An 11,982-nucleotide genomic window follows, 5' to 3' on the forward strand; every position below is an offset into this window, starting at 1 on the left:
TTCAGAGTTTCGATTCTGAAAGGGCTGATTATTTGTAAAACTTTGTACCTTTGAACCGTTCCCAAAAAAAAACGGAGCTTTTTAATAATTTGATTTCACAAAACACCATAGAAACCGTATTTGAAACCGCTCGTGTCGAGGAGGTTATCGGGGATTTTGTGCAGTTAAAAAGAGCAGGAAGTAACCTCAAAGGTTTAAGTCCTTTCTCCAACGAGAAGTCACCATCATTCATGGTGTCGCCGGTGAAACAGATTTGGAAGGATTTCAGCTCGGGCAAAGGGGGTAATGCTGTTACCTTCATAATGGAGCACGAGCATTTTTCATATCCTGAAGCTATTCGTTACCTGGCCAAAAAATATAATATCGAGATTGAAGAAACCGAACAGACGGATGCCGATAAGGCGGAAGCTAATGAAAAGGAGAGTATGTACCTGGTTTCGGAATTCGCCCAGAAATATTTCCACAATGTTTTAATGCATACCGATGAAGGAAAAGCCATTGGGTATTCCTATTTCAAAGAGCGTGGGTTTACGAAAGACACGATTGAAAAATTCGGATTAGGTTATTCTCCTGAAAGCTGGGATGCCTTCACTTTAGAAGCGCTCGGAAAAGGTTATAAACTAGATTATCTTGATAAAACAGGATTGACTATTGTAAAAGAAGGGAAACAGTTTGACCGTTTCAAAGGGCGAGTGATGTTTCCGATTCAAAGTATGTCGGGCCGTATTTTGGGTTTTGGCGGACGTATTCTGACTAACGATAAAAAAGCGGCAAAATACCTGAACTCGCCGGAAAGTGAAATTTACCACAAGAGTAAAGTGCTTTACGGAATTTTTCACGCCAAGCAGGCTATTGCCAAGCAAGATAATTGTTTTCTGGTAGAAGGTTATACCGACGTGATTCAGCTGCATCAGGCGGGAATCGAAAATGTGGTGGCTTCTTCCGGAACGGCTTTAACGCCTGATCAAATCAGATTGGTTAACCGGCTTACCAAAAATATTACAGTGCTTTTTGACGGTGATGCAGCCGGACTTCGTGCTTCTATTCGAGGAATCGATCTGATTCTGGAAGAAGGAATGAATGTGAAAGTCTGCACTTTTCCCGAAGGAGAGGATCCCGACAGTTTTGCAAAGAAAACGGCATACGATGATTTGGTTGCTTACCTGAGCAACAGTGCGATGGATTTTATTCAGTTCAAAGCTTCGTTATTAATGAAGGAAGCCAAGAATGATCCAATCAAAAAAGCGGAACTGATCAGGGATATGGTGATGAGTATTTCCAAGATTCCTGATAAAATCAAGCGTGAAATTTACATTCAGGAATGCTCCCGAATAATGGATATTTCAGAGGATGTGCTTTTCAATACTTTAGCGCAGCTTGTCCAGAAAGATATTCAGGAGGTCGGTAAGAAACAGAAAGCGGATCAGAAAGCCTTTGAGGTTGTAAAAAGCGATCCGGAAACAGTTTCAGCATCCGTAGACGTTCAATACGAATTGGAACGAAAAATAATCGAAATATTGCTTTTATACGGAACCGCCGAAGAGGAATTTGAGGATGTCTTACTCAAAGCCAACGAAGAAGGCGAAGCTGTAGAGGTAAAAGAGCTGAATAATTACAAAGTTTATCAACGAATTTATCTTAGCTTGCAGGAAGATGAAGTGGAATTGGCAAATCCTTTGTTTCGAGCCATATACAACGACCTGATTAACTATTTCCATCAGAACGAAACGTTTGAACTAGAACACTATCTTATGCGTCTTGATCCGGAATTGGCGCAAGGGGTAACTCATATCCTTATGGAAGAAGAACGTGAAGCATTGCATAATTGGGACGCACAGCAGATCGTGGTAAAACAAAAAAACCAAACGATTAGTCAATATGTCTCTGAAACTATATTGACTCTTCGCTGGTTTTTAGTTGATAAGATTATTAATGAATTAAAGAATAGTATATCAAGCGAACCTGAAGCAGATAACTCGGAAATTCTTTCTGCTGCTATGGATTATTACAAACTAATCAATTCTTTCTCGTCTAAGCTTGGTAGGGTTTTGTCCCGATACAGTTAAACGATTTCAAGCGTTTTGGCTTTATTAACTAAATCTACCAAATTTGTTACATGTAATTTTGTTAACAAACGTAATTTGTAAGTACTGATGGTTTTTTCGTTTAGCGTAAGCAATTTTGCAATCTCTTTGTTTTTCTTTCCGTCGCTCAAATAACGTAATACTTCAATTTCTCGTGATGATAATTTTCGGTATAAACGATCGGATTTTTTGCCTTTATTAAGTAACGCAAGGTTTTTCTTCACAGCGTCACTAAAGATAACAGCTCCTTCGTTTACTTTCTTGATAGCGCTTTCTAAATCTTCTAATTTTGAATTTTTATGGATATAAGCAGAAACACCCGCTTTTAATGCGTTTGGTGCATAAATTTGTTCTCCTAAATTAGTGAAAACCACAATTTTAGTGTCAGAGTAATCTCTTATAAGAGACTTCACCAGGTTGATGCTTGACAGTCCTTCCAGTTCCAAATCAAGAACGACTACATCCATCGATTTCTTTTTTAGTACTTCGTCCAAATCGTCCAAATTACTAACGACACCTACAAGACTAATATCCGGATTGTCTTTAAAATAGGCTTTCACCCCAAACTGTACGACAGGATGATTGTCGGCTAAACACACTTTTATCATTTCATCAAATATTAATAGTAATTATCTTGTAAAGATACAAAAAATATATAATGTACTGATAATCAATGAAGGAAATTTATTTCAATTCATTTGGGACCAAAAATACAGGAATCTTTGTCATTTTATGTTGATTTGTTATATTTAGTCGTGAGAATATTCTGAAAACCTCTTTTTCGCGCCCTTCAAAGTCTTTTTCGGTCTTTCCATCCGCTAATGCTTGCATAGCAATTTCAAGTTCGTCATAGGTTGCTCCGAGTTGTTCTTCGTCACTTCGGTCGCTTTCCTGAGCCGCATCCGTAAACAAGCCATCGGTCGGTTTTGCAACTAAGATGCTTTCGGGAACTTGTAAGTAAGCAGACAGTTTTCTGACCTCACTTTTTAATAAGTCGGCAATCGGACTGATGTCTACGCCGCCATCGCCATATTTTGTAAAGAATCCAACCCCAAAATCTTCAACTTTATTTCCGGTACCTGCCACAAGAGCGCTGTGTAAACCCGCAAAATAATAAAGTGTTGTCATGCGAAGGCGGGCACGTGTGTTGGCTAAAGTCAAATGTAGTAATGCTTCGTTTTCAGATGCCGGAACTTGTGTTTTGAATCCTTCAAAAACCGGAGTCAGATCTGCTGCAACACTTGAAACGTTCGGGAATCTCTTTTTTAACTGCTCAATGTGTTCTTTTCCTCTGGAAACCTGATTGGGTGCTTGGTGAATTGGCATTTCAACGCATAATGTTGGCATTCCGGTTTGTGCACAAAGTGTTGAGGTCAGTGCTGAATCGATGCCGCCCGAAATCCCTACAACAAAACCTTTTACTTTTGCGTTTGTTGCATAATCGCGCAACCAGTTAACTATTAGAGTATTGATTTTGTCGGCCTGAAAAGTGTCTGTTGTTGACATAATTATTTATGAAAATTTTTTAAAACTGTGGCGTATATTTGCGCCGAATTTATTTGCTATAAAAGTATAAATTTTGATAAAAATTATGAAGAAGTATTTATTGCTTGTTGTTTTTGCTGCTTTTGCCGTTTCCTGTAAAAAAAATGAGGATAAAGCAACAGAAGCGGCCGAAGCTATTCCTGTTAAAGTAAAAATCGAACGTTTTGATAAACTTTTCTATGAGTCGAAGCCTGAGGATTTAGGTCAGCTAAGGAGTAAGTATCCTTTTTTCTTTCCTGCAGGTAATCCGGATTCGGTTTGGACAAACAAAATAAAAAATCCGCTGTTACAGGAATTGTATGGGGAAGTAAAAAAGAAATATCCTAATGATGTTGCTTTTGAAAACGATTTGGAGCAGTTGTTTAAACGTATCCAGTATTATTACCCCAACCAAAAAACGCCTAGGGTAATTACTTTGATTTCCGAAGTGGACAAGGATGCAAAAGCAATTTACACAGATAGTATTGTGTTGCTTTCGCTTGATACTTATTTGGGTAAAGACCATCGTTTTTATGAAGGATTCCCGAAGTATATGCGTCAGGGATTTGAACCTTCGCAAATGATGTCGGATCTGGTAAGCAGTTTTTCAATGGGGAGAATTGCTCAGCCTACAGACAGAACGTTGTTGGCGCAAATGATTTACTTCGGAAAAGAATTGTATCTTAAAGATATGTTGCTTCCGGATGTTAGTGATGCGGCAAAGATTGAATATAGGGAAGATCAGATACAATGGTGTAAAGAAAACGAAAGTGAAATGTGGAAGTATTTCATCAACAACAAACTGTTGTATGATACGGATACCAAACTGATGCAGCGTTTTGTGGCGGTAGGTCCTTATTCCAAATTTTATCTTGAAATTGACAGTGAATCACCGGGAAGGGTAGGACAATGGCTTGGTTGGCAAATTGTGCGTTCTTATATGGAAAATAATGATATAACGCTGCAAAAAATGTTGGCTATGGATGCTAAAGGAATTTTCGATAACTCTAAATATAAACCCAAAAAATAATGGCAAAGACAATAACTTCCGAGATAAAACTGACGGTTGAATTAGATGAAAACCGCGTACCGGAAAAAATAAAATGGACAGCTCAGGATGGAGGCGTAAATAATGAAGAGGCTAAGGCTATGTTGCTTTCCATTTGGGATAGCAAAGTTCAGGAAACTTTACGTATCGATTTGTGGACAAAAGATATGCCGGTAGATGAAATGAAAATATTCTTTCATCAGACATTAGTAGCAATGGCGGATACGTTTCACCGTGCCACTGAAGATGAAAAAATGACGGCTACCATGAGGGATTTCTGCGATTACTTCGCTGAAAAACTGGAATTGAAGAAATAAAAAAAGCGGTCATTTGACCGCTTTTTTTTATAAATTATTGCTCTTAAATATTTCGTCATTCACGCCGTCAATAAATTCCAAAAGAGAATCCCTTCCGGTTTCTTCTGTAGACGAGGTAACGAAATACTGTGGCATTTCTTCCCAGTTGTTTGCTAAAAGCGCTTTTCGGTAGGCGGCTATATGTTGATCAATTTTTCCTCTACTGATTTTATCAGCCTTTGTGAAAATGATGCAAAACGGCACTTCGGTTTCGCCTAAATAAGTTATAAATTCCAAATCTATTTTTTGGGCTTCGTGACGGATGTCAACTAATACGAAAGCGCAAACTAATTGCTCTCTGGTTTCAAAATAATCGGTAATGAATTTTTGAAAAACTTCTTTTGTTTTTTTGGAAACGCGGGCATAACCATAACCGGGCAAATCCACTAAAAACCAATTGCTGTTTATTTTGAAATGGTTGATCAATTGCGTTTTTCCAGGTCTTCCCGATGTTTTCGCGAGATTCTTGTGGTTGGTCAGCATGTTGATCAACGATGATTTTCCTACGTTAGATCGGCCAATAAAAGCATATTCCGGCAAAGGCTCTTTAGGGCATTTGCTTACTTCGGAATTACTGATTACGAATTCGGCGGTATTGATTTTCATATTTTTTTAAATTTAAAAAGTTACAGTCGCCTGTAACTTTCTATATTATAAATTCTTTTTTTTTAACCAGTCTGCCAATATAGTGTTGAATGCATCCGGATGTTCCATCATGGCAGCATGTCCGCATTTGTCGATCCAGTATAAATCCGAGTCTGGCAACAATCGGTTAAATTCTTCTGCTACATTCGGAGGGGTAACAATGTCATTTTTTCCCCAGATGATACAGGTTGGTGTCGTCATTTTTGGTAAATCCTTCGCCATGTTGTGACGGATGGCGCTTTTGGCGATAGTAAGCGTTTTTATCAGTTTGATTCTGTCGTTTACTGTCGCATAAACATCATCAACGATTTCTTTAGTAGCTACTTTTGGATCGTAAAAAACATCTTCTGCTTTTTTTCGGATGTATTCGTAATCGCCTCGTTTCGGATAGCTTTCTCCCATGGCGCTTTCGTATAAGCCGGAGCTTCCTGTGATAACCAATCCGGCCATTTTTTCAGGGTACATTTTAGTGTGGTACAAAGCGATGTGTCCTCCAAGTGAATTTCCAAGTAGGATTACTTTGTCGAATCCTTTATAAGTGATAAAGTCCTTTACGAATTTCGAAAAAGCCTTCACGTTGGTTTTTAAAATGTTGTTGGTGTATAACGGCAATTCAGGAATCACAACCTGATATCCATGTTTTGGAAAGTATTCTGCAACGCCGTCGAAGTTGCTCAGTCCTCCCATAAGTCCGTGTAAAATAATGATAGGCGTGCCTTCTCCAGCTTCAAAATATCGGTATTTGCCTTCGTTTTTCAACATGTGTTTTTGGTATATAATTATCCAATTTAAATATTGGACAAATATATGATTTTCTCAGGAAATAGGAAGTGTTCAAAATGAAAATCGAAAATACTTTCTTATTAAAACCAAATAGGTGTCTAATTTGTTAATTGTCAATAAATTTCATTTTTGTAATCACAAAAATCAGCTTAATTCTGATTTTTTTGTATTGATAAGGAAATCTATTAAAAGGTGTGGTTTTTTGAATATTTTTTGATGATTCTTTTAAAATGATAAATTATTGCTAAATATTAAGGATGAGTGATTTAGCATATTTTCCTACGGATGGAGAATGAGGTGGGAAAACTTATCAACAAAGTGGGGGTTTGTGGTAAAAAGTGGTAAAAAATAGTTACTTTTGCTATAAATCATTTCAAATACGATTTCCGTTGACGAACATAATCGGGACATACGAATGTAAAATTGATGCAAAAGGAAGGCTGATGGTGCCTGCGCCTTTGAAGAAGCAATTGTCTTCTTTGGAGAGTGGTTTTGTGTTGAAACGTTCGGTTTTTGATAAATGTGTTGAGCTTTGGCCGAAATCGGAATGGGATGTAATGATGTTGAAAATCAACAAGCTGAATCGATTTGTAAAAAAGAACAATGATTTTATCCGCAAGTTTATGGCGGGTGTAAAAATGGTTGAAATTGATGATGCTGGCCGACTTTTAATCACTAAAGATCTGATTGATTTTGCCGGAATTTCCAAAGATTTGGTGCTGACTTCAAAAGTTAATATCATCGAAATCTGGGATAAGGATTTGTATGAACAGTCTATTTCGGGAGATGATATGGATTTTGCGGATTTGGCTGAGGATGTAATGGGTAATTTAAATGACGACGACAATGGAATATCATAATCCGGTTTTACTGAAAGAGACTGTGGATGGTTTGGATATCAAGCCGGACGGAATATATGTGGATGTTACTTTTGGTGGGGGAGGTCATTCTAAGGAAATTATGCGTCGTTTGGGGCCGAACGGAAAATTGTTTGCTTTTGATCAGGATACTGATGCTTTGGCTAATGCAATCGACGATGAGCGCTTTACTTTGATTAATGAAAATTTCAGATACATTAAAAGGTTCTTGCGTTTTCATGGCGTAAGACAAGTTGATGGAATTTTGGGTGATTTAGGGGTTTCTTCTCATCAATTTGATGTTCCGGAACGTGGTTTTTCAACACGATTTGAAGGGGAACTGGACATGAGGATGAATCAGAAAGAAGCTGTTAGTGCCTATAATGTAGTGAATGAATATGCTGAGGCTGATTTGCGCCGAATATTTGCCGACTATGGTGAATTGACAACGGCAAAAGGACTTGCAAGTGCGATTGTTCAGGCAAGGGAATCGCATCCGATAAAAAATACAGAGCAGTTAAAACAAGTGTTGAGCCGATTTTTACCGGCACACAAAAGCAATAAAATTTTAGCGCAGATTTATCAGGCCATCCGAATCGAGGTAAATCAGGAAATGGAGGTGCTGAAAGAGTTTTTGGAGCAGTCGCTTGAGGTTTTGAAACCGGGCGGAAGATTGAGCGTGATTTCGTATCATTCCCTTGAAGACCGATTAGTAAAGCGTTTTATGAAAAACGGAATGTTTGAAGGTGAGCCTGAGCGCGATTTCTTCGGAAGATTTGAAGTGCCGTTCAAATTGATAGGGAAAATGATTGTGCCTACCGATGAGGAAATTAAAATTAACAGCCGCGCGCGAAGTGCAAAATTGCGAATAGCAGAAAAGAAATAGAAGATGAAGGGCGGAGTATACAGTTTGCTGAAGGCGAAATTCCTAATCGACGATGATGCGTTAAAAAACTGGAAGTTTATCGTGTTCCTGATTTTGCTGGCCATGGTGATGATTGGAAATGCACACCGTTACGAGCAAAAAAATTACAGGATTACAGAACTGACAAATGAAGTGAAAGAGTTGCGTTCTGAATTCGTAGACCGACGCTCTGAGCTGATGGAACTCAAAATGGAATCAACCATTTCCAATCAGATGGAACCGCACGGAATTGTTCCGTCTTCCGTTCCTCCGAAGAAAATTGAAGTGAAAGAACAGGAAAGCAGTATTCTTAAAAAGATATGGCAGTAGAAAATAAAAATATTTCGTACAGAATTTATTTGGTAGCCTTCACGATTTTCGTGATGGCTATTTTCGTTGCTGTAAAACTGACTAACATCCAATGGGTAGAGGGTGACTATTATAGAAAATTAGCCAAAGAAAGAACGGTGAAAAATTTTGTGATTCCTGCCAATAAAGGGAATGTTTACTCTGCCGACGGAAGTTTGCTGGCTACTTCAATTCCGAATTATACCATTCGTTTTGATGCGGTGGCTCCTAAAAAAGAACATTTCGATGATAATATAAAAGGACTGTCGGATTCGCTTTCGGTGATGTTGGGCAAACCGTCTGGTTTTTATCAGAGAGAATTGCGAAAAGCCCGTGCGCATAAAAATCGTTATTATCTAGTGGCCAGAAAATTAAGTTATACCGAATACATGCGAATGAAAACTTTTCCGCTTTTCAATTTAGGTGCTTATAAGGGCGGAATCATTACGGAGCAAAAAACCGTTAGGGAACATCCGATTGGTAAAATTGCGGAGAGAACTATTGGTTATGAACGTTTTGATGAAAGTGGAAAGGAAACCCGTGTAGGTATCGAGGGAGCATTTGGAGAATATATCAACGGAAAAGACGGTAAGCGACTGATGCAGAAAATCGCTAAAAATCAATGGAAGCCGATTAGTGATAATAACGAGATTGAACCTCGCGACGGCTACGACATCATTTCAACTATAGATGTTTATATTCAGGATATCGCGCACCATGCTCTGCTGAAGCAATTGGAGTACTATCAGGCGGATCACGGTTGTGTGGTGGTAATGGAAACGAAAACCGGAGAAGTAAAGGCCATTTCTAATTTAGGGCGTGCAGAAAGCGGTACATATTACGAAACCATAAATTACGCTGTAGCGGAATCGCACGAGCCGGGTTCCACTTTCAAATTAGTGGATTTGATTGCATTATTGGATGATGAAAAAGTAGATACCAGTAAAGTATACGATTCGAAGGGTGGTGACATTACTTATAGGGGCAGACATGTTCGCGATTCAAACGGAAAAGGTTATGGGAAAGTTTCTTTAGCTCGTGGTTTTGAACTTTCTTCCAATACCATCATGGTTCAGGCGGTGTATGAAAATTATAAAAACAACCCGGAAGAATTCGTTAACCGATTGAATGGTTTAGGATTGAACAAACCACTCGGATTGCCTTTTAAAGGAGAAGGGAAGCCTTATATTCCGCAACCAGGTCAAAAGGGGTGGTCAGCAATTACATTGCCATGGATGGCTTTTGGATACAACGTTTCCATGACGCCTCTGCAAACGCTTACCTTGTACAATGCAGTAGCCAATAAAGGCGAAATGGTAAAACCGCAATTCGTACGTGAAATCAAAGAGTGGAATAAGACCATCAAAAAATTCGACAAACAAGTCATCAATCCGAAAATTTGTTCAGACGACGCTTTGGCAAAAATAAAAGCAGTTTTGGAGAATGTGGTTAAAAAAGGAACTGGTTCCAAATTGTATTCCAAAGATTTCTCTATGGCTGGAAAAACAGGTACCGCACAGATGAATTACCATAAAGGTGATGACAAAATGTATTATGCTTCCTCTTTTGTTGGTTTCTTTCCTGCGGATGAACCGAAATATTCTTGTGTGGTAGTAGTGCACAAACCTAATGTAGCTGCGGGTTATTATGGTGCGGATGTTGCGGGTCCTGTGTTTAAAAGAATCGCACAAAAGATTTTTACAGATGTTCCGTCTACCAACGAAATCAAAACACTAAACGTAAAAATCAAACATCAGGAAAAAAATTACGGTGAGTATTATAATAAAGAACAGAAGAAAGAAAATATAGTTCCGAATGTAAAAGGAATGGCTGGGATGGATGCTATCGCTTTATTGGAAAACTTCGGGATGAAAGTAAAAGTAATCGGTGTCGGGAAGGTAAAACAACAGTCTATTCAACCGGGGCAACGATTCAATAAAAATCAAATCATAACCATACAATTGTCGTGATGATTTTAAAAGAGATATTATATAAAGTAGCCATTGAAGCTGTAAAAGGTTCAACCGATATTGAGGTGAACAAAATCGAATTCGATTCGAGAAAGATCGTTTCCGATGATGTTTTTGTTGCCATAAAAGGAACCATTTCCGATGGTCATGATTTCATCGAGAAAGCCATCAGTCTTGGTGCGGCTGTGATTATTTGTGAGACGTTTCCAACTTTAATTGTTGACGGAATCACTTACGTTCAGGTTAAAGATACCAGCAGCGCGCTGGCTTTTATGGCGGCTAATTTTTACGAAAATCCATCTGAAAATCTAAAACTGGTTGGAGTGACCGGTACCAATGGAAAAACTACGATAGCATCATTATTATATCAGTTGTTTAAAAAAGCCGGATACAAAGTAGGTTTGCTTTCGACAGTAAAAATCCTGGTTGATGATATCGAATATAAAGCCACACATACCACGCCGGATTCGCTTACTATAAATCATTATCTGAATGAGATGGCAGAAGAGGGTTGTGAGTTTTGTTTCATGGAAGTGAGCTCCCACGGAATTCATCAGAAAAGAACGGAAGGGTTGCATTTTGTGGGCGGAATTTTCACAAACCTGTCACACGATCATTTGGATTATCATACAACGTTTGCGGAGTATCGCGATGTAAAAAAATCGTACTTCGATAATTTGCCAAAATCCGCTTTTGCGATTTCAAATATTGATGATAAAAATGGGGCAGTAATGCTTCAGAATACGAAGGCTAGAAAAGTTACCTATGCATTAAAATCGTATGCGGATTTTCGTGCTCAGATTTTAGAAAACCAACTCTCTGGCTTGTTGCTGAAAATCAACGATCAGGAAGTTTGGGTGCGTTTAATCGGATCGTTTAATGCTTATAATTTGCTGGCTATTTATGCAACAGCGGTTGAGTTAGGTTTGGAAAATCTGGAAGTGTTGCGCTTGTTAAGTGAATTGGAAAGTGTTTCAGGACGTTTTCAATTTATTGTTTCCGAGTCAAACATAACAGCTATCGTGGATTATGCCCATACGCCGGATGCTTTGGAAAACGTATTGAAAACCATCACCGATATCCGCACTAAAAATGAACAGTTAATTACCGTTGTGGGCTGTGGAGGTGACCGTGATACTGCCAAAAGACCAATTATGGCCAAAATCGCGTCCGAGATGAGTGATAAAGCCATCTTTACTTCTGATAATCCGCGAAGTGAAGATCCCGAAGCGATAATTACAGAAATGGAAAAAGGTGTTGAGCCTCAGAATTATAAAAAAACAATTTCTATTGTCGACAGAAAGCAGGCGATCAAAACGGCGTGTCAACTGGCGCAAAACGGGGATATCATCCTGATTGCCGGTAAAGGGCATGAAACGTATCAGGAAATTCACGGTGTTCGTCACGATTTTGATGATATGAAAACCGTAAAAGAACTATTAGAACAATTAAACAAATAAAGA

At 38.6% G+C, this 11,982-nt stretch carries 12 protein-coding genes; 8 read left to right on the top strand and 4 right to left on the bottom strand.

The window, feature by feature from the left end; translation table 11 throughout:
* The first annotated feature begins 89 nt into the window (after positions 1-89).
* A complete protein-coding gene (gene dnaG, locus FEDK69T_RS07035; protein WP_035630158.1) occupies positions 90-2,066 on the top strand; it encodes a DNA primase in 1,977 nt (658 codons plus the stop codon).
* Here dnaG and FEDK69T_RS07040 read toward each other — a convergent pair.
* Both FEDK69T_RS07040 and nadE read right to left on the bottom strand, forming a co-directional pair.
* Positions 2,063-2,692 carry a response regulator transcription factor gene (locus tag FEDK69T_RS07040; RefSeq protein WP_023573457.1) on the bottom strand — a complete coding sequence of 210 codons (630 nt, stop codon included), beginning with the start codon at positions 2,690-2,692 and terminating at the stop codon, positions 2,063-2,065. The two genes, dnaG and FEDK69T_RS07040, sit on opposite strands and share 4 nt — an antisense overlap.
* 76 nt (positions 2,693-2,768) lie before the next feature.
* A complete protein-coding gene (nadE, locus tag FEDK69T_RS07045) occupies positions 2,769-3,590 on the bottom strand; it encodes an NAD(+) synthase (RefSeq protein WP_023573458.1) in 822 nt (273 codons plus the stop codon).
* A gap of 85 nt (positions 3,591-3,675) precedes the next feature.
* Here nadE and gldB point away from each other — a divergent pair, with 85 nt between their 5' ends.
* Together gldB and gldC are read left to right on the top strand one after the other, a co-directional pair.
* Positions 3,676-4,638, top strand: a complete 963-nt coding sequence (gene gldB / locus FEDK69T_RS07050) for a gliding motility lipoprotein GldB (RefSeq protein WP_023573459.1) — start codon at positions 3,676-3,678, stop codon at positions 4,636-4,638.
* Positions 4,638-4,973 carry a gliding motility protein GldC gene (gldC, locus tag FEDK69T_RS07055; RefSeq protein WP_035630046.1) on the top strand — a complete coding sequence of 112 codons (336 nt, stop codon included), beginning with the start codon at positions 4,638-4,640 and terminating at the stop codon, positions 4,971-4,973. Before gldB ends, gldC begins: the two co-directional genes overlap by 1 nt.
* A 27-nt stretch (positions 4,974-5,000) precedes the next feature.
* Here gldC and yihA read toward each other — a convergent pair whose 3' ends face one another.
* Positions 5,001-5,618 carry a ribosome biogenesis GTP-binding protein YihA/YsxC gene (gene yihA / locus FEDK69T_RS07060; protein WP_023573460.1) on the bottom strand — a complete coding sequence of 206 codons (618 nt, stop codon included), beginning with the start codon at positions 5,616-5,618 and terminating at the stop codon, positions 5,001-5,003.
* Positions 5,619-5,663: 45 nt separating this feature from the next.
* Positions 5,664-6,419 carry an alpha/beta fold hydrolase gene (locus tag FEDK69T_RS07065; RefSeq protein ID WP_023573461.1) on the bottom strand — a complete coding sequence of 252 codons (756 nt, stop codon included), beginning with the start codon at positions 6,417-6,419 and terminating at the stop codon, positions 5,664-5,666.
* 410 nt (positions 6,420-6,829) lie between these two features.
* Between FEDK69T_RS07065 and mraZ the strand changes: the two genes are divergently transcribed.
* The 5 genes from mraZ to FEDK69T_RS07090 are packed head-to-tail and all read left to right on the top strand — an operon-like array spanning position 6,830 to position 11,979.
* Positions 6,830-7,300 (top strand): division/cell wall cluster transcriptional repressor MraZ, encoded by a 471-nt coding sequence (gene mraZ / locus FEDK69T_RS07070; RefSeq protein ID WP_035630044.1) that lies wholly within the window; start codon positions 6,830-6,832, stop codon positions 7,298-7,300.
* Positions 7,275-8,183 (top strand): 16S rRNA (cytosine(1402)-N(4))-methyltransferase RsmH, encoded by a 909-nt coding sequence (rsmH, locus tag FEDK69T_RS07075; protein WP_205622824.1) that lies wholly within the window; start codon positions 7,275-7,277, stop codon positions 8,181-8,183. Before mraZ ends, rsmH begins: the two co-directional genes overlap by 26 nt.
* Before the next feature lie 3 nt (positions 8,184-8,186).
* Entirely contained in the window at positions 8,187-8,531 is a 345-nt protein-coding gene (locus tag FEDK69T_RS07080) for an FtsL-like putative cell division protein (RefSeq protein WP_035630041.1), read from the top strand.
* Positions 8,522-10,519, top strand: coding sequence for a penicillin-binding protein (locus tag FEDK69T_RS07085; RefSeq protein WP_023573464.1), 1,998 nt, complete (start codon positions 8,522-8,524; stop codon positions 10,517-10,519). The genes FEDK69T_RS07080 and FEDK69T_RS07085 overlap by 10 nt, the downstream gene beginning before the upstream one ends.
* Positions 10,519-11,979: a UDP-N-acetylmuramoyl-L-alanyl-D-glutamate--2,6-diaminopimelate ligase gene (locus FEDK69T_RS07090; protein ID WP_117612549.1), complete on the top strand. Its 1,461-nt coding sequence runs from the start codon at positions 10,519-10,521 to the stop codon at positions 11,977-11,979. Before FEDK69T_RS07085 ends, FEDK69T_RS07090 begins: the two co-directional genes overlap by 1 nt.
* The last annotated feature ends 3 nt before the right edge of the window (positions 11,980-11,982 follow it).

It is taken from the genome of Flavobacterium enshiense DK69 (assembly GCF_000498495.1).
Classification (GTDB): Bacteria; Bacteroidota; Bacteroidia; order Flavobacteriales; family Flavobacteriaceae; genus Flavobacterium; species Flavobacterium enshiense.

What these genes read in the sequence shown, in the direction of transcription:
- FEDK69T_RS07040 (WP_023573457.1), bottom strand. Translation starts at nt 2,692, where the DNA reads ATGATAAAAGTGTGTTTAGCCGACAATCATCCTGTCGTACAGTTTGGG.
- nadE (WP_023573458.1), bottom strand. Translation starts at nt 3,590, where the DNA reads ATGTCAACAACAGACACTTTTCAGGCCGACAAAATCAATACTCTAATA.
- gldB (WP_023573459.1), top strand. Translation starts at nt 3,676, where the DNA reads ATGAAGAAGTATTTATTGCTTGTTGTTTTTGCTGCTTTTGCCGTTTCC.
- gldC (WP_035630046.1), top strand. Translation starts at nt 4,638, where the DNA reads ATGGCAAAGACAATAACTTCCGAGATAAAACTGACGGTTGAATTAGAT.
- yihA (WP_023573460.1), bottom strand. Translation starts at nt 5,618, where the DNA reads ATGAAAATCAATACCGCCGAATTCGTAATCAGTAATTCCGAAGTAAGC.
- FEDK69T_RS07065 (WP_023573461.1), bottom strand. Translation starts at nt 6,419, where the DNA reads ATGTTGAAAAACGAAGGCAAATACCGATATTTTGAAGCTGGAGAAGGC.
- rsmH (WP_205622824.1), top strand. Translation starts at nt 7,275, where the DNA reads ATGACGACGACAATGGAATATCATAATCCGGTTTTACTGAAAGAGACT.
- FEDK69T_RS07080 (WP_035630041.1), top strand. Translation starts at nt 8,187, where the DNA reads ATGAAGGGCGGAGTATACAGTTTGCTGAAGGCGAAATTCCTAATCGAC.
- FEDK69T_RS07085 (WP_023573464.1), top strand. Translation starts at nt 8,522, where the DNA reads ATGGCAGTAGAAAATAAAAATATTTCGTACAGAATTTATTTGGTAGCC.
- FEDK69T_RS07090 (WP_117612549.1), top strand. Translation starts at nt 10,519, where the DNA reads ATGATTTTAAAAGAGATATTATATAAAGTAGCCATTGAAGCTGTAAAA.